15 protein-coding genes are annotated in these 16,632 nt (G+C 70.8%); 8 read left to right on the top strand and 7 right to left on the bottom strand.

Annotated elements, in window-relative coordinates:
• Positions 1-9 precede the first annotated feature (9 nt).
• The 3 genes from J4573_RS40515 to J4573_RS40505 are packed head-to-tail and all read right to left on the bottom strand — an operon-like array spanning position 10 to position 2,808.
• Positions 10-1,002, bottom strand: a complete 993-nt coding sequence (locus J4573_RS40515; protein WP_208261450.1) for a hypothetical protein — start codon at positions 1,000-1,002, stop codon at positions 10-12.
• Between the two features lie 40 nt (positions 1,003-1,042).
• Entirely contained in the window at positions 1,043-1,900 is an 858-nt protein-coding gene (locus J4573_RS40510) for a GNAT family N-acetyltransferase (RefSeq protein ID WP_208261449.1), read from the bottom strand.
• 59 nt (positions 1,901-1,959) lie between these two features.
• Positions 1,960-2,808, bottom strand: coding sequence for a Scr1 family TA system antitoxin-like transcriptional regulator (locus J4573_RS40505; RefSeq protein WP_208261448.1), 849 nt, complete (start codon positions 2,806-2,808; stop codon positions 1,960-1,962).
• A gap of 157 nt (positions 2,809-2,965) precedes the next feature.
• Between J4573_RS40505 and J4573_RS40500 the strand changes: the two genes are divergently transcribed.
• The 4 genes from J4573_RS40500 (at position 2,966) to J4573_RS40485 (ending at position 8,097) form a co-directional block, all read left to right on the top strand.
• Complete coding sequence (locus J4573_RS40500; protein ID WP_243774349.1) at positions 2,966-3,334, top strand: ArsR/SmtB family transcription factor; 369 nt, start codon at positions 2,966-2,968, stop codon at positions 3,332-3,334.
• Positions 3,318-6,035, top strand: coding sequence for a magnesium-translocating P-type ATPase (gene mgtA / locus J4573_RS40495; RefSeq protein ID WP_208261447.1), 2,718 nt, complete (start codon positions 3,318-3,320; stop codon positions 6,033-6,035). The genes J4573_RS40500 and mgtA overlap by 17 nt, the downstream gene beginning before the upstream one ends.
• A 151-nt stretch (positions 6,036-6,186) precedes the next feature.
• Positions 6,187-7,632 (top strand): LCP family protein, encoded by a 1,446-nt coding sequence (locus J4573_RS40490; protein WP_243774348.1) that lies wholly within the window; start codon positions 6,187-6,189, stop codon positions 7,630-7,632.
• A 171-nt stretch (positions 7,633-7,803) separates the two neighbouring features.
• Positions 7,804-8,097 (top strand): hypothetical protein, encoded by a 294-nt coding sequence (locus J4573_RS40485; protein ID WP_208261446.1) that lies wholly within the window; start codon positions 7,804-7,806, stop codon positions 8,095-8,097.
• 25 nt (positions 8,098-8,122) lie between these two features.
• Here the strand turns inward: J4573_RS40485 and J4573_RS40480 are convergent, their stop codons facing one another.
• The 3 genes from J4573_RS40480 to J4573_RS40470 form a co-directional block, all read right to left on the bottom strand.
• The gene (locus J4573_RS40480; protein WP_307797294.1) at positions 8,123-10,003 is read right to left on the bottom strand and encodes a CASTOR/POLLUX-related putative ion channel; all 1,881 of its coding nucleotides are present in this window, start codon (positions 10,001-10,003) and stop codon (positions 8,123-8,125) included.
• Between the two features lie 87 nt (positions 10,004-10,090).
• Complete coding sequence (gene tatA / locus J4573_RS40475; protein WP_208261445.1) at positions 10,091-10,354, bottom strand: Sec-independent protein translocase subunit TatA; 264 nt, start codon at positions 10,352-10,354, stop codon at positions 10,091-10,093.
• A 109-nt stretch (positions 10,355-10,463) separates the two neighbouring features.
• A complete protein-coding gene (locus J4573_RS40470; RefSeq protein WP_208261444.1) occupies positions 10,464-11,726 on the bottom strand; it encodes an acyltransferase family protein in 1,263 nt (420 codons plus the stop codon).
• Positions 11,727-11,814: 88 nt separating this feature from the next.
• Between J4573_RS40470 and J4573_RS40465 the strand changes: the two genes are divergently transcribed.
• From J4573_RS40465 to J4573_RS40455, 3 genes are all read left to right on the top strand, one after another.
• On the top strand, positions 11,815-12,288 hold the full coding sequence (locus J4573_RS40465) for a hypothetical protein (RefSeq protein ID WP_208261443.1): 474 nt from the start codon (positions 11,815-11,817) through the stop codon (positions 12,286-12,288).
• 37 nt (positions 12,289-12,325) lie between these two features.
• The gene (locus tag J4573_RS40460) at positions 12,326-12,508 is read left to right on the top strand and encodes a hypothetical protein (RefSeq protein ID WP_208261442.1); all 183 of its coding nucleotides are present in this window, start codon (positions 12,326-12,328) and stop codon (positions 12,506-12,508) included.
• A 108-nt stretch (positions 12,509-12,616) separates the two neighbouring features.
• Positions 12,617-14,878 (top strand): acetoacetate decarboxylase family protein, encoded by a 2,262-nt coding sequence (locus J4573_RS40455; RefSeq protein WP_208261441.1) that lies wholly within the window; start codon positions 12,617-12,619, stop codon positions 14,876-14,878.
• A 66-nt stretch (positions 14,879-14,944) separates the two neighbouring features.
• On the opposite strand, the gene J4573_RS40450 is transcribed toward J4573_RS40455, so the two are convergent.
• On the bottom strand, positions 14,945-15,481 hold the full coding sequence (locus tag J4573_RS40450; protein ID WP_208261440.1) for a hypothetical protein: 537 nt from the start codon (positions 15,479-15,481) through the stop codon (positions 14,945-14,947).
• Positions 15,482-15,666: 185 nt separating this feature from the next.
• Here J4573_RS40450 and J4573_RS40445 point away from each other — a divergent pair, with 185 nt between their 5' ends.
• A complete protein-coding gene (locus J4573_RS40445) occupies positions 15,667-16,623 on the top strand; it encodes an alpha/beta hydrolase (RefSeq protein ID WP_208261439.1) in 957 nt (318 codons plus the stop codon).
• Positions 16,624-16,632: the final 9 nt, after the last annotated feature.

Raw genomic sequence — 16,632 nt, 5'->3', positions numbered from 1 at the left:
GACTGGCGACTAGCCGAGGGGCCCGAGCAGGACCGCGGCCAGCGCGTTCACCTGCTGCTGAAGCTCGGAGACGCTGGTGATGAGCGTGTCGTCGGCGAAGGCGAGCAGGTCATCGGGGTCGAGCGCCTGGATGCTCTTCACGGTGGAGTTGACCACCTTGCTGAGCCGGGTGCGCTGCTCGTGGATGTAGGCGTCGGGGTCGGCCTGGACCGCGTCGGAGATCAGGTCCTGGACGAAGTCGTAGGCCTCGGCGACGTCCTCGGCGCTGGCATCGGGATCCTGAACGACGGCCAGATGCCGTTCGGCGCCCTCGGCCGTCACCTCGATGAACTGGCCCGAAGGCGTGCGGGCCTTCCCCTCAGACAGCACCCGCTGCACGTACTCGGCCCGCTCCACACGCCGGGCCTCGATCGCGGCCTCCTTGCGCGCCACGGGGTCGGCCATGGCCTGCGCCAGGACGGCCGCACGATCCTGAGGCCGTTCCAGCAGCGCTTCCCGCGCCGCCGCGGCCGTCTTCGGATCGCCGAGGATCGCGGCGCGCATCGCGGGACGGTTGGACGCGATCTCCGCCGCCTTGCCGAAGCTCGTCCCGACCGTCTCGGCCATCGCCGCCAGGCTCTCGTTGCGGTCGCCGGTCGGCTCGTGCGACGAGAAGTAGGACGACCACTCGTCGGCGTCCGGCAGCGGGATCTCCTGACCGGGGGACAGCGTGTCGGCCTCCGGCACCACGCCGTCGGCCGCCGCACGTTCCCACGCACGCCAGTACCGCGACACCCGGCCGGCATCGCAACCGGCCGACGTCGCGAACGCGACCATGCTCACCTTGCCGGGGGCGGACGTGCGCTCGCCCTTCCGCACGCTGCGGGCCACCATCAAGGCGAACATCCAGCCCCCGGCGGCCGAGAAGGCGCCGAAGTCCCGGGCGTCGCTCGCCACCGGGTCCGGATCGAGCGCCTGCTCATCCAACTCCGCGGTATCCGCAGGCGCAGCGGCAGCGTTCATGGTTACCCCCTCGAACTAAATGCCGACTCATCCTGCCAGCTCAGGGATTCAGCAGCAGCACGGCGCGCGTGTAAAGAAGATCGAAGCCCAAGCGCTGCACGTTCTGCTGCGACCTGGACCCCGGCTGGGTGGTCACGACCGCGATATCGCAGCCCGCCGCGGCGGCGTCCGCGAGCCGGACCGACAGAAGGGCGCTCTGAACGCCCCGGCGGCGATGCTCGGGTGCGGTCGCGGCGCCGGTGAGCTGGGCGACGCCTTCGGCCAGGCGCATGCTGGCGCCGCCCGCGACCACGCCGTTCAACTCGGCGATGTAGCGGGTGACGCCGGCCGCGGACGCGAGATCGCGCACTGCGGCGGCGATGACCTCGCGCGGGAACTCCTCATGCGACGGGACACCCTCGATGTCAGGCTGTGCGAAACCGGCCGCGACCACGTCGAGCCAGGGTTCGAACTCCCCGTCGCCGCTGGGCCGGATCTCGATCCCCGGCGGCACCGTACGGCTCGGCTGCCCGCCCAAGGCCCGGCCGAGGACGTTCTCGAACGAGACGAGTCGGTAGCCGCGTTCGGTCAGCAGGGCGCCGATCGCGGGATCCGCGAGGTGGGGCAGCTCGATCTGCACGGGAGAGCCGCAGGCGGCGAAGGCCTGCTCGACCTCGTCCAGTTCGTCGGCGGTCGGCACGCCGCCGAATCCGAGGCCGACGACCTTGTTGAGCGGCGAGTCCTTCTCGGCGAAGCTCGCCATGCCACCCGAGATCGGCCGGGCAAACCCGCCCGTGCCGCGGCGGTGAGCAGCCTCGCTGCCGGTGGTGATGAGCTGCTTCTCAACTCGTTCGATGCGCTCGGCCAGGTCGACGCCGCAGAAGAGCGGAAGGCGATCAGCGAGTCGGTCGGCGTTCATGCGCCGAGATTACAGCCGAGCCACTGGATCGACGCCGAGCCGCTGAGCCGCCGGGCCGATCACTGGGCGGTCAGGCGTTCCAGATGGTCGCGGAGGATGTCGCGGCTCTCGTCCGGCGGGAGTACGGACTTCTCCTCGATCAGGTCCCAGATGCGGGTCAGGTCGCCCATCGCCAGCTCCACGCCGATGATGTGGTGGACGAGGCTGATCCGGTCGTTGACGCCGGGGAACTCCAGGATGTCGAAGCTGCTGGTGCGCTCCTCGAACAGCGGCGCGGTCGAGGGGACGACCCGGACCTTGGCCTCGTCGGTCCGTTCGCTGAGCTCCAGGAGATGGCGGATCTGCGGGACCATGACGTCGGGCTCGGGGATCCGGGTGAGGGTGGCCTCGTCGATGATCAGGTCGAGGAAGCGCGGGCGGCCGCCGGCGCGGAACGCCTGGCGCATCCGCACGATCTCCCAGTCGGCCTCGGGGTTCTTGGGCGGGACATCGTACGAGCTGAGCAGGCGGACGTACGGCTCGGCCTGGGCGAGCTGCGGCACCAGGATCATGCCGTAGGAACGGACGACACACGCCTCGGCCTCGGAGATGAGGGCGTCCCGCTTGAGCTCGTTGATCTCGGGGAGCAGCGGCTCGAGCCAGTCGGGACCGGCGGGCCGGGTCGCCAGGTCGACCATGAGGTCGGAGACCTTGGCGCCGCGGACCTCGTAGCGTTCCAGCAGCCGTTCGACCTCGACGGGCGTGGGCTGGGCGAAGCCGGTCTCCACCCGGGCCAGCCAGTCGGCGTCGCAGCCGGTGCGGGTCGCGGCCTGGTCGTAGGACAGCTCGACGATCTCGCGGGCCCGGCGCAGGTAGAGCCCCAGCCGCCGGGCGTTGATGTTCGGCATGCCCTTCCACCGTTCGGCCATTCCGCACCTCCCGCGACAATCGTGCCGGACACACCGGACTTCACGCAGCGTTATGACTAGGTAGTCGTCGGTGCGGCTTCCCGGCGGCCGGTGCCATGGGACACTGTGCGGATCCCGTTTGGCCGAGCACGAGCGAGCACGAGGGGGAACGGAGTCCATGGCGACCGGCGACGACGAACTGGCGCTGTCTCCGGCACTGCTGCAGGAGGCGGCCGGGCGGTTCGGCATGCTCGCGGCGACGACCAGGCTGCACATCGTGTGGGTGCTGGCGCACGGTGAGCAGGACGTGAGCTCGCTGGCCGAGCAGGTCGACGGGACGGTCGCGGCGGTCAGCCAGCACCTGGCGAAGCTGAAGCTGGCGGGCCTGGTCCGCGCGCGCCGCGAGGGCAGGCATCAGTTCTACGAGGTCGACGACCCGTCCGTGGCCGCGATAGTGCGGGAGATGGTCTCGCACCTGCGCGATCCCGCGAGCGGCCAAGGTGGCGAAGCCGCGACGTCCGGGCGTGCCCGTGGCCTGGGCGCCTGAGTCCCTTCCGCAGGAGGCCGCGCCGGTCGAGCCGCGGCCGCTGGATCAGGTGTCGCGGCCGGGTGCGGCGATGGCGGCGGCCGAGCTGCTCGCGTCGGCGGAACGGCCTCCGTTCGCGGTCCTGCGGCGGTGGGAGTCCTCGCCGCGCGGGCTGGACGAGCGCGAGGCCCAGGACCGGTTGCTGCGCCGCGGCGAGGACGGCCCTCCCGGTCTGAACGGGCGAGCCGGGCGGTTGCTGCGGGCCGTCGCGGCGCCGTTCGTGATGGTGCTGATCTTCCTGAGCGCCGTGTCGGCGCTGGCGGGCGACTTCCGGGGCGCGGCGCTGATCTGCTTGCTGGCCACGTTCAGCGGTGCCCTGCGCTTCCACCAGGAGTACCGCTCGGACCGGGCGGCTGCGGCCCTCCGCGCGATCGTGACGACGACCGCGACGGTGCTGCGCCGCGCCACCCCCGACGCGGATCCGGTCCCGCGCGAGGTGCCGCTGGAGCACGTCGTCGAGGGCGATCTGGTGCTGCTCGGCCCCGGCGACGTCGTGCCCGCGGACCTGCGCCTGCTCAGCTCCTCCGACCTGACGGTCAACCAGGCGGTGGTGACGGGGGAGTCGCTTCCGGCGGGCAAGCACGCCTCGTGGACGACCGTGCCCGAGCCGCGCTGGACCCCGCCGGACCCGTTCGAGCACCCGCACCTGTGCTTCATGGGCACGACCGTGGTCAGCGGCACGGGCACGGCGGTGGCCGTCGCGACCGGGACCGCGACCTACTTCGGAGCTACCAGCCGGGACGTCCCCTCGCGGCCGCCGTCGGAGACGACGTTCGACCGCGGTGTGCGGACGGTCTCCTGGGCGCTGGTGGCCGCGATGCTCGCGGCCCTGCCCGTCGTCCTGACCGTCTCGGGCTTCCTGCGCGGCGACTGGGCCCAGGCCCTGCTGCTCGCGATCGCCGTCGCGGTGGCGGTCACGCCCGAGATGCTGCCGCTGGTCGTGACCGCGCTGCTGGTGCGGGGCGCGACCAGGCTGCTGCGCCGCGAGGTGATCGTCAAACGGCTGACCGCCGTGCACAACCTCGGCGCGATGGACACGCTGTGCATCGACAAGACCGGCACCCTGACCGAGGAGCGCGTCTCCCTGGTCTGCCACTTCGATCCGCTGGGCCGGACCGACGACGACGTCCTGCACTGGGCACGTGCCAACGCGCTGTGGTCGGTCGAGCTGACCGGCGGCCTCGTGGGCGACGCGATCGACGAGGCGCTGCTGGAGAACGCCGACCTGGACGGCTCCGGCGACCGCCTCGACGAGCTGACGGGGATCGAGGTGATCCCGTTCGACTTCACGCGGCGCCGCGCGTCGGTGCTGCTGCGGCCGGACGATCCGCGTTCCCGGCTCGAAGAGCGGGACGTCCTGGTCACCAAGGGCTCGGTGGAGGACGTCGTCAACCTCTGCGCCCGGGTCCGGACCGGGACGGGCGACTACCCCCTGGATGCCACCGAGCGCATGCGGCTGCTGGATATCGGCGACCGGTGGGCGGCCGACGGGGTGCGGCTGCTCGCGGTCGCGACGGCCGAACGCCCCACGGGCAGGCCCTCGCTCACGCCGGCCGATGAACGGGACCTGACCTTCGTCGGCTTCGTCGGCTTCCGCGACCGGCTGGAGCCCGCCGCGGCGCCCGCCGTGGAGGCCCTCCGGCGCCGCGGGCTCGACCTCGTCATGATCACCGGCGACCACCCGCTGGTGGCCCGGCGGATCTGCCGGGACGCCGGGCTTCGGGTCTCCCAGGTCGTCGTGGGCCGCGACCTCGCCGGGCTGGACGACGCCGAGCTCGGGCGTCTGGCCTGCTCCGGAACGGTCTTCGCCCGGGTCGGCCCGCCGCAGAAGGCACGGATCGTACGGGCGCTGCAGGGCGCGGGACGCACGGTCGGCTACCTGGGTGACGGGGTGAACGACGCCCTCGCGCTGCGCGCCGCCGACGTCGGCATCTCCATCAAGGACGCCGCCGACCTCGCCCGCCAGTCGGCCGACGTCGTCCTGGTCCGCAAGGACCTGCGGCTCCTGGAGGAGACGATCCTGGCGGGGCGGCGCACGTTCGCCAACACCGTCAAATACATCAAGATCGCGCTGACCTCGAACTTCGGCAACGTGGCCTCGATGCTGGCGGCGAGCGCGATGCTGCCGTTCCTGCCCATGCTGCCGCTGCAGGTCCTGGTCCAGAACATGTGCTTCGACCTGTCCCAGCTGGCCCTGGTGTACGACCGGGTCGACGAGTCCGAGCTCCAGGGGCCGCGTACGTTCGACCCGCGCGACCTGGCCCGGTTCATCGGGCTGATCGGGCCGGTCGGCGCGCTGTTCGATCTGATGGCGTTCGGGATGTTCAGGCTGGTCGTCGACGTGCACGGCAACCCGGCGGGCCAGGCGCTGTTCCATACCGCCTGGTTCGCCGAGAACCTCCTGGCTCAGGGGCTGGCCATGCTGCTGCTGCGCAGCAGGGGACGCGGCTCGCCCCGTCCGGCATGGCCCGTGCTCCTGGCGGCGGGGGGCCTCAGCCTCTCCGGACTGCTGTTGCCCTTCACTCCGGTGGCCGGTCTGCTCGGGCTCCGGCCGCTGCCTCTTGAGGCGTTTCCCCTGCTGGCCGTCACGTTGACGGGCTATGGTCTGGCGACGATCGGCATCCGCCGGGTCTATCAGCGCCTGTTCGGCAGATGGCTATGAAGATCGTCTAGTTCTCGTCGAACAGTTGCTCAGTTGCGTGACCATTTGACACTCTTGTCCCGAACCGAGATCTCGCCGGGGGCGAGACCGGGGACTCGGGGGGCCGGACATCGGCTTCGTTGACTTGGTGACGGTGAGTCGAGGGGGGCCGATGGGCGACGGCTCGATGTACCTGCAGTACCTCGACGAACCCGGCAACGACCAGGATTCCGAGCCTCCACCCCGAAGACGCGGCCGGGGATGGCGCATCCTCGGCTGGACCTCGGTGAGCGTGGCGGCCGTCCTGCTGCTCGGCAGCGGCGCGGCGTACGCCTACTACTGGCGGCTCGACCACAACATCCACCACGAGGACACCGACGGCCTCATCGGCGCCAACCGGCCGAAGAAGCTCAACAACGCGCTCAACATCCTCATGCTCGGCACCGACAGCCGCGCGGGCTCCAACGCCAAGTACGGCCGGCGCATGAAGAACGACCCGCCGCGCTCGGACACGATGATCCTGCTCCACCTCTCGCCGGGTGGGAAGCAGGCGCTGGGCATCAGCTTCCCGCGCGACCTGATGGTGCCGATCCCCTCGTGCGCCCGTACGGACGGCACGAGCAGCCCGGCCGCGTCCGCGGGGATGCTGAACACCTCGTTCACCAACGGCGGCGCGTCCTGCACGATCAAGACGATCGAGGGCTTCACCAACGTCAAGATCGACCACTTCATGCAGGTCGACTTCACCAGCTTCAAGAGCGTCACCGACGCGGTCGGCGGCGTCGAGGTGTGCCTGCCACAGGACGTCAACGACCAGGACTCCAAGCTGCACCTGACCAAGGGCCGGCACGTCATCAAGGGCGAGACCGCGCTCGCCTACGTGCGCAACCGGCACGGGCTCGGCGACGGCTCGGACCTGCAGCGCATCAGGCGCCAGCAGCAGTTCATGGGCTCGCTGGCCAAGAAGGTGCTGAGCGCCGGGACCCTCACCAACCCCAACCGGCTGCTGTCGCTGGCCGAGGCGGGCACCAAGTCCCTCACCACCGACAAGGGCCTGGGCGTCACCACGATGGTGAAGATCGCCCAGGGCATGCAGGGGCTGAGCGCCGGCAAGCTGCGCTTCGTGACCGTTCCGGTGGCCGCCTACGCTCCCGACCCGAACCGCGTCGCGCTGAGCCAGCCGAACGCCGACCGGTTCTTCACCGCGATCCGCGGCGACACCACGATCCAGGACGAGACGAAGGCGTCCAAGGCCTCGGCGGCGAGCAAGGTTCCGCCCGGCCAGGTCAAGGTCCGGGTCTTCAACGGCACCGAGACCAAGGGCCTGGCCGGACGTGTCGCCGAGCAGCTCAAGGCGCAGGGCTTCCAGGTCATCAAGATCGGTTCGCTGTCCAGCGGGCGTTCCACCCAGGTGCTGTACGGGCCGGGGGCGAGCCCGGGCGCGGCGACGCTCGCCGGCGTGATCCCGGGCGCCAAGCCCAGGCCCCGCACCAGCGGCGGAACGGCCGGCGTGGTCGATCTGGTCGTCGGCGGCGACTTCACCTCGGTGAAGGCCAGGAAGACCGCCATCCCGAAGGTCGAGGGCGAGCTCAGCGCGGACCAGGACATCTGCTCCTGACCGTTCCTGACGAACGCTTTGCGGGCCCCACCCTCCTAACTTGGTTGCGTGACCGCGCAAACGTTGGAACCCTGATGGGGACGGGGGCACAGTGAGGAGAGAACGATCCGGAAGACGCCAGATGGGGGCAGGCGGAACGCAGGCGGCGTCGCCTTGGGCCTGGGGGCTCGCGTGGCCGAGGTCGAGGCACTGTACGCGTGCGCGCTGACCGAGTCGTCCGAGACCAATGAGAAGCAGTTGTTCGCCGATCTCGCGCGGGCCGCCGCGGCGCTGAGCGAGCTGGCCGGGGACCTCGCGGGGGACCAGGTCGCGCCGGCGCGGGTGCGGGTGACCGAGGGCGCGCCGTCGTCCTCCTCGTCCGCCTCGCCCTGCTCGGGGCGGGCGCGGATCCGGCGCCGCATCGCGGGGGCCGAGCACACCGCCGACTGGATCATCGCCAGGCTCCAGGGCGACTCCGCGGCCTGACGGCCGCCGGTCGGTGGCCCGCGGCTCAGTTCTCGGCGAGGACGATGACGCGGTCGTCGGCCGTGAGGGTGAGCGGGGCGGCCTTGTCGGGGTTGAGCACCACGCCGTAGTCCGGCGGCTCGTGAAAGCGTTCGCGCCGCCGGTACCCGAGGGCCGTCTCGCCGCGCCGGCGGGCGGCCTCGATCACGGTGGCGAAGTTGGCGGTGACGCCGGGCCGCAGGTAGCCGGGCGCGGGCTTGAGGTAGATCTCCGAGCCCTCCGGGTCGAGCAGCTCCATGAACACGCCGTACATGTGCTGGTTCTCGCTGAGCTGCGCGAGCACCTGGTTGATGAGCTTGTCGCTGACCACGAAGTCGTCGGCCTTGGTCACCACGGCGACCTCGCGGTTGGCGTCGTCGTTGATCTCGCTGACGATGGAGTACGGGTCGCCCAGGTACTCCTCCATGTCGCGCAGGTGCAGCAGCGTGACCAGGGTGCGGGCGTCGGCGTGCTCGGGGTCGCGGTCGGCGTCGGCCAGCACGATGATGTGCTGGAACGAGCCGACGTCGAGCTTCTCCAGCGACGGCCGGTCGGTCGGCTCGCACCAGGTGAACCCGACGCTCAGGTGGTGCGGGGGAGCCAGGACGCCGGTCGGGTCGATGCGGTTGGCGGCGACCTGGAGGACGGACCCGGGCTCGACGAACTCGTCCAGCAGCGCGATGATCTTCGGGGCCCGATGGTTCCAGCCGAGCAGCAGTGTGCGTTCCGGGGCGGTCTTGCGCGGCGTACCGACCTCGATCGCGGACTCGATCACCTCCGGGCGGCGCCGGGAGGCGAGCTTGATGAGCACGTCGTCCTCGGCGAGCACGATGACCTCGTCGTCGGCGCGCAGGACGGTGTCCATCGGTGGGTTCACCGCCACCGTCCCGTCGGCGTGACGGAGGCCCGCTGGGATGCCGAGTTCGTAGGCGTCCAGCGCCTCGGCGTAGGTGATCCCCTCCAGCGACGGCTCGGGCCGCAGATAGAGCTCGTGGCCCTCGAAGTCGAGCAGGTCGGTGAAGACCGCCGACAGTCCCGACTCGCGATGCGACTGCACGATGAGCCGGATCGCCAGGTCGTCGGCGTCGATCACCCGCGCGGCGGGCCCGGCGGCCAGGTGCGCGGCGGGCAGGTTGGCCGAGTCGTGCACCGCCGCGATGACGTGCGGTCGCCGCCGCTCGTCCCAGCGCCGCGAGCCGAGCGAGAGCAGCACCTTGATGACGTGCGTGTCCGGGTCGTCCACCGGCGGCGACAGCACCACGATGGAACGGGCCGTACCGGGGCTGACCAGCTCCAGGTCGGCGACCTTGAGCGGGTTGCCACGCCGGCAGATGACCTTGGTACGGCCGGTGTCGCCGATCCGCGCGCGGATCGCCTCCTCCATGTCGACCCGGTCCCGGTCGGCGAGGACCGCCACGTAGGACCGGCGCTCGCTCTTGTTGGCCTCGACCAGCTCGGCGATCACCGTGAACACCTGGTCCGACCAGCCCAGCAGGACCGTGTGGTCGCGTTCGATGATCCGCGACCGGCCCTTGCGCAGCTCGGCGATCCGGTTCTCCAGCCCGGTCGTCAGCACGCCGATGAGCGCGCTCACGATGAAGATCCCGCCGATCGTCACGACGAGCATCAGGCCCAGGTAGGCGGCGCTGCCGCCGTCGCCGCCCATCGTTCCGGGATCCAGGGTGCGCAGCAGGCTCCGCCACAGGACGCCCGGCCAGGAGCCGTTGTGCGCGGAGTCGCGCGGGGCGATCAGCACCGCCAGCGACGCGACGACCACGACCATCACGCCGGAGGCGAGGGCGAGCCAGCCGATCAGCGCGGGCGTTCCGCGCGCCATGGTGTTGTCGAACCAGTAGCGAAGGCGATCTCGCCACGTGACGCGGTTCACCAGGCGCACCCTGCGCGCCCGGCTGCGTGGAGGCGCGCGAAGATCGTCATGGGGGAAGGTTAGGGGGTCGGGCCGACGAAACAGCCCTCAGCGGGTGATGTCCGACGGCTGCTCGCGGTCTCGGTCACGGTCGTCGGAGGCGGGAACGGCCATGGACAGCGCGGGCGGCTGCCCGCCCTCGCCCTTGGTCTCGTCCTCGTCCTTGTCGTGCAGGCCGTTGACCTCGGACTTGAGGATCCGCGCCGAACGCCCGAGCGAGCGGGCCATCTCGGGCAGCTTCTTCGAGCCGAAGAGCAGCACGAACACCAGAATGACGATGAGCCAGTGGGTGGGAGAGAACTCCCCGACCATCGCCCTCTCCTTCCGTCGCCGGACGCGGCGAATCGATACTTTCAAACATTCACGCAACTGAGCAACTGTTGCCCGCGACCAGTGGCCTTCGTGCCGAACTTGCGTGACGTCAGGGGGCCAGCGCGGGCGCGGGCTGCTGCGGCTCACCCACCGGAACGGGCCGCCGCGCGAGCCGCCGCCCCAGACGCTGAGCCGGGGCCTCGATCCAGCGTTGCGTCGCCCAGCTCGCGGCGATCAGCACTGCGAAGAAGGTGATGGCGCCTGGCACGCTCTGATGCCGGGTGACTCCGAAGAGCTGGTTCGCCGCCATCAGCACGAGCGAATGCAGCAGGTAGATCGAGAAGCTGATCGTGCCCAGCCAGGTCGCCCAGCGCGGGAAGCGGCGCCGCCGGAGCAGCCAGCCCGCCGCGAACGTCGCCGCCGCCAAGATCACCGAGCCGGACCAGGCCAGCTGGGCGCGCATCGCCAGCGGCCCCGGCAGGCCCGTCCCCGCGTGCCAGAGACCCACCCCGAGCGTCCCGGCCAGCACGAACCCGGCCGCCAGGAAGGCCGTGCGGCGGCTGATCTGGCCGTGCTCGGCGCGGTACACCACGGTGCCGGTGAACATGACGGCGAGCATGAGCATCCCCTCCCAGGCGCCGATCCGCCCGTTCACGGTCACCAGCACGGCCGTCAGCACCCCGCCCATGAGCCCGCCCGCGGTGCGCAGCCCGGGACGGTCCGACATCGCCAGCGCGATCGCCATCACCATCGCCAGCGCGGCCAGCGACACGACGCTCCCCACGCCCGCGTGGCCCGACAGCACGGCCGTCGGCAGCACCGCGCCCACCGCCACCGCGAGCACCGTCAGCCCCGTGGCCACCGACGCCGACCGCCGGTGAACGTTGACCACGAACAAGGCCACGACCAGCAGGTAGAAGGCCATCTCGTAGGACAGCGTCCACAGCACGTTGATCGCGTTCGGCACGGCCAGCAGGTCCTGCATCATCGTCATGTGCGCGACCACCGCCGTGACCGGCTCGTACTGCTCCAGCCCGGCCCGCAGCCCGCGCACCCCCAGCAGGAACGGCAGGATCGCCAGGAAGGACGCCACCGCCAGCAGCGGGTAGATGCGGAAGATCCTGCTCACCCAGAACGCCCGGACGCTGCCGCGCCGTTCCAGCGACGCGGGCACGATGTACCCACTGAGCAGGAAGAACACGAGCACCCCGTACCGGCCGGGATCGACCCAGCCGTCCATCAGGTGCCGCCAGTCCGGCAGGAAGATGTAGGCGGCGTGATGGAAGGCCACCACCATGGCGGCCCAGCCCCGCAGCGCGTCCAACCACCCGAGCCGAGTCGCGGCCGCGAAATCGGCCAAGGGGGGAGTCATCCGGACAGACTAGGCCCCGGAACTGGTCTCGGCCATTGGTGGGCAGGAATGGAGCCTGCCGCTGAATGCCCGGGATAGCCTCGGCGATGTGGACTGGTGGGAGCTGCTCAGGGGATTGGACGACCCGGAGCACATGGAATTCCCTGCGGATTACGACCATTCGGAGACCAGGGCGAGGTTCGACCTGCTCGTCGAGGAACTGGACAAGGCGTTCACCTGCCGCTGCAGGGCGGACCGCCAGGTCCAGGACGCCAGCCACCACGGCGACGTGCTGGTCCCTGCCGCCCATACGGCCGGCGGCGAGCAGATCATCATCCGTGTCAGCAATTTCGGCGACCTGGCCGTCTATTCACCCGGGAACCTCGGCCAGTACCTGGACGCCGAGAAACCCTTGCCGGCCGAAGATCGACGGCGGGTCGAGGGCGCTCTGAATGAGCTCGGATACCGAATGGTTCCTGAAGATCTGCTGCACGCCCGCTACGACGGCCGAAGCCCTCTGGCCCGCTACTACCCGCCCGAGCATCCCCCCACGTGGTTCGTCCGCTTCTTCGACTACCTGTAATCGGTTGCCGGAGCCGGAGCCGGAGCCGGAGCGGGCCGTGGCCGCGCAGGTCCGCGATGCCCTGCGCGGCGACGGCGCCGGTTTCGCCCTAGAGGAGCGAACCGACCAGACCGAGAACAGAGCCGAGAAGTCCGCCCAGATCGATCATCAGGCTCATCATGACCTCCGTTTGCATTTGTCGATGAAATCGCTGTTCATCAGACTAGGAATTGCACGGTGATCCGGCCATGGTCTGTTAGGTCCATTGCCAAAGGGTGATTGTCGGTGGTCTTTCCGCGCGCGGAGAATCGCGGGAGAACCGACTGCCGAGAGCTCTTCTGGAGGCTCCATGAGCGCCGATCAAGCCACGACCGAGCGACCTGCGCGGCGAAAGGGCGGGCGGGGCTCGTCCAAACGCTCGTCCGCCGAACGACACCCGCCGGCGTTCGTGGCCGAGAACGAGAGGCGGCACGTCGAGCAGACCGACCGGCTCAAGGACGCGGCGCGCGAGATGTCGACGATCGCCGACACCATCCTTCAGGTCTCGGCCCGTACCACCGCCGCGCTCACCCACCCGGCGATGGCGGCGTGCGCGGCCGCCGCGCCCGTGCGGGCCACCGCCGCGCACCGGCAGCTGGTCACCACGCTGACGCGCGAGAACGGGCTGGGCTTCGCGTTCAGCGGCGGGCGGGTCGGCGCGGCCGTCGGCGGGCTCGGCCGGATGGCCGATCGCGACAGCCTGGCGATCCTGGTCATGGCCACGTCGCTGCGGCTGCGGCTGGCGGCCCTGCAGATCGTGCACCCCGAGCTGACGCAGGACCCCAAGCTCGTGCGGATCATCGACGCGGTGAACGCCGACCGCGACGTCGAGATGTGGCGGGCGCTGCGCGAGCTGTTCCGGCACCGCGGCGCGGTGGACGGGCTGAGCCGGCTGGCGCCGATGGCCGTCGAGATCTTCAGCCTTAAGGCGCTGCTCGACGAGAACCCGCTGAACGACCACACCGCGTGGAAGATGGCCAGCGGCCGGGGCGCGCCGACGGCCGACCCGCTGATCGGCGTCTCGACCTGGTTCATCTCCCGGCTGGACCGGGGCGAGGGCGGTGCGCGCCCGATCGAGATGTCGGCGTACGAGGCGTCCTCGGTCGGCGCGCGCGGCTCGCTGCTGGACTTCGTGCGCAACATCCGGATGCTCGGGAACGACGGCCGGATCATCATCCAGACCATCACCGGGCCGGACGGCGCCCACCGGCACGTGGTGCAGGCGCCCGGGATGCGGCCGGGCGGCTCGCGCAACGACTCGCCCCAGGACCTGGTCGGGGCGTTCCGCGCCACCTTGGAGAACTGGTCGACCTACAGCGGCGCGCTGCACAGCGCCATCGCCGACTACGGCATCCCGGAGGGCGACGAGGTCGCCCTGGTCGGGCACAGCGCCGGCGGGTCGGCGATCATGAACCTGGCGCAGGAGGAGACGTTCTGCGGGCGGTACCGGCTGACCAACGCGGTCGCGATCGGGTCGCCGGTCGACCACAAGGTGCCCGCCGACCCGCGCACCCGGGTCGCGACGATCACCAACCAGCACGACATCGTCCCGACGCTGGACGGCACCGGCGCGGGCAGCTGCTACGACCACCATCCGGACTGGTACGTCGTCGACTACACCGAGCCGTTCCACCAGTTCCCCGAGTGCCACAGCCCCAGCCACTACCTCAACGACCTGGAACACCGGCTGGGCGAGGCGCGAGAGCACATCGACGAGCAGCTGGAGGCTTACCACGGCGAGGTCGTCCGGACGCAGATGTACCAGATCTACGACGAGCCCCCGGCGCCGGACGGATTCCCGTTCCTCACCACGCCGCGCTTCGACGTCGCCACCGAGTCCGGCTCCGGAACGGTCGAGCTGCCCCTCACCTGCTCGGACGGCGACGGCCTGCTCGCCTACTTCACGGTCTCGCCGGGCAAGGCCGCCGCCCTCATGGAGAACGGTTCGCCCGCCCGACCCCTGCTCATCGGCAACCGCGCGCTGGTCGCGGTGTTCGCCGCCGACCACCGCGAATCCAACCTCGGCCCCTACAAGGAGGTCGTCGCGGGCATCGTCGTGCACGCACCGTGGAAGGACGGCATGTTCGTCCTCACCGACCTGGTCAGGGACGTCGACCGGCGCGGGCTCGGCATCCGCGTCGTCGGCTCGGTCGTCGACACCGAGGCGGCCCGCGACGCGCAGCGCCAGTTCTGGCGCATCCCGGCCGAACTCGGCGACATCGGCCTCTCGGTCGGGCGGCAGCGCGTCCGGGTCACGCTCGGTGAGAAGGACGGCGAGGGCGCCGACCCGCTGGTGCTGGGCGGCTTCCTCGGCCCCGGCCTGCTGAGCCCGGCGTACGACACGGTCCTCTACACGCGTTCCGGCCGCGACGTCTACCGCGCCACCTTCCAGGTGCGCGGACGCATCTGGGGCCACCCGGGCGCGCTGTGCAAGCTGAACGCCGGGACGTCCGAGCTTCCGCTGGCCGAGACGTTGAGACGGCTCGGGCTGGACGGCGCGCGGCCGCTGGCCTGCCTGTCCGCCCGTTCACACCACTCGAAGGTGAGCGGTGCGGCGGTCTTCAGCCTCTAGCGACATGACACAGGATCGGCCGGTCCCGTTCGGGGATCGGCCGATCCTGTGTGTTCGTGCGGCTCGTCAGCTGGCGGTCGCCGTGGCCGCGGCCGTCTCGGTCTCGGGCCCGGGCTCAGCGGGAGGCGTGGCCACAGGAGTCGGGGGAGGCGCGGCTGCCGGTGGCTCCTCCTTCTTGCGGAGGCCGCCCGCCAGCTTCAGAACGGGACCGGCGGCCTTCAACACGGGTCCCGCGGCCGACAGCACCGCAGGAGCGGCGAGCGCCGGAAGCGCCTTGATCGCCGCCAGATCCTTGGCCGTCGGAAGCGAGGGCAGCGACGGCAGCGCGGGCAGCGAGGGCGGCCGGAGGGACGTGGGAACGGGGGAGCGGTCGAGGGCGTCGGCGTAGTCGCCCAGCCGGGTCGAGGCGAGGCGCAGGTCGCCGGCGGCCGTTCTGCACCGTGCCGCGTGGTCGGCGGCCACGGCCTCCAGCCAGTCGGGGATTCCGGCGGCGCCGCGGTGACGGGCCGCCAGGTCCGTCAGCCGTTCGGCGCACTCCTCCAGAACCGAGACGTCACGGCCGAGCGTGTCGGCCTGTTCGCGAATCACTGCGGATTGAGACATGGCGAAGTCCTTTCCATTAGCCATTTTCTCGGTGCCCGCATAATCGCCGCAATGCGTCGTTCGAACTGGTGCCGTTGCGCATTCTGGAGCGAAGGTCGCAGGAGGAAATGCCTATGTATCGGGCGCCCGTGGCATGGCTAATCTGCAAATAAAGCCGCCACCGACGACTCCGGACGGGATGTGTGATGAATCGGTCGACCGACGTGCTGGGCAGTGAATACGAGGCGATCGAGCTGCCGATGGTCAGGGACGACGAGGGCGAGGTCGTGGCGACGCTGGTGCGCCGCAGGTGCGCGGAGCGCACCGCGCGTGCGGTGCTGTATCTGCACGGCTTCGTCGACTACTTCTTCCAGGACCACCTGGCCGACTTCTACGTCGAACGCGGCTTCGACTTCTACGCGCTCGACCTGCGCAAGCACGGCCGTTCGCTGCGGCCCCACCAGACCCCCAACTACACCGACGACCTGGCCCGCTACTACGCCGAGATCGACATGGCGGTCCGGATCGTGCGGGAGGACGACGAGCACGACGTGCTGCTGCTGAACGGGCACTCGACAGGCGGCCTCACCGCCGCGCTCTGGGCCGACCGGGTGAGCGGGCGCGGGCTGGTCGACGGGGTCTTCCTCAACAGCCCGTTCCTCGACGTCAACGCCCCGCCGCCGGTGCGATGGGCGGTCTGCGAGGCGTCCAGGCTGCTGAGCAAGGCCGTGCCGAAGGGCAGGCTTCCGCTCGGCCTCTCGGACGCCTACGCCCGCAGCCTCCATCGCGATCATGACGGCGAATGGGACTTCGACCGGGGCTGGAAGCCGCTCGACGGATTCCCCATGCGGGTGGGCTGGCTGGCGGCGGTCCGCAACGCGCAGCGCGCGGTCCACGACGGGCTCGCCATCGACGTTCCCGTGCTGGTGATGGCCGCGGCGCGCAGTGTGAAGCCGGGCCCGCAGGTCACCGACATCACCTCGGCGGACGTGGTGCTGAACGCCGACGACATAGTCCGCTGGGCGCCGCGCCTGGGCTCGCACGTGACGATCGTGCGGATCGAGGGCGGGATGCACGACCTGGTCCTGTCCGCCGAGGACGCTCGCAAGCGGGCGTTCGCCGAGCTCGACCGGTGGATGCGCTGCCACCTGCGGGTCGGCTGAGGGAGCGAG

The organism is Actinomadura barringtoniae (assembly GCF_017573505.1).
GTDB classification, from domain to species: domain Bacteria; phylum Actinomycetota; class Actinomycetes; order Streptosporangiales; family Streptosporangiaceae; genus Spirillospora; species Spirillospora barringtoniae.
This window is presented reverse-complemented; position numbering and strand designations above follow the sequence as displayed.

Coding starts and splice junctions, on each gene's coding strand:
- J4573_RS40510 (WP_208261449.1), bottom strand. CDS start 1,900: ATGAACGCCGACCGACTCGCTGATCGCCTTCCGCTCTTCTGCGGCGTC.
- J4573_RS40500 (WP_243774349.1), top strand. CDS start 2,966: ATGGCGACCGGCGACGACGAACTGGCGCTGTCTCCGGCACTGCTGCAG.
- J4573_RS40515 (WP_208261450.1), bottom strand. CDS start 1,002: ATGAACGCTGCCGCTGCGCCTGCGGATACCGCGGAGTTGGATGAGCAG.
- J4573_RS40505 (WP_208261448.1), bottom strand. CDS start 2,808: ATGGCCGAACGGTGGAAGGGCATGCCGAACATCAACGCCCGGCGGCTG.
- J4573_RS40445 (WP_208261439.1), top strand. CDS start 15,667: ATGAATCGGTCGACCGACGTGCTGGGCAGTGAATACGAGGCGATCGAG.
- J4573_RS40450 (WP_208261440.1), bottom strand. CDS start 15,481: ATGTCTCAATCCGCAGTGATTCGCGAACAGGCCGACACGCTCGGCCGT.
- J4573_RS40490 (WP_243774348.1), top strand. CDS start 6,187: ATGGGCGACGGCTCGATGTACCTGCAGTACCTCGACGAACCCGGCAAC.
- J4573_RS40470 (WP_208261444.1), bottom strand. CDS start 11,726: ATGACTCCCCCCTTGGCCGATTTCGCGGCCGCGACTCGGCTCGGGTGG.
- tatA (WP_208261445.1), bottom strand. CDS start 10,354: ATGGTCGGGGAGTTCTCTCCCACCCACTGGCTCATCGTCATTCTGGTG.
- J4573_RS40455 (WP_208261441.1), top strand. CDS start 12,617: ATGAGCGCCGATCAAGCCACGACCGAGCGACCTGCGCGGCGAAAGGGC.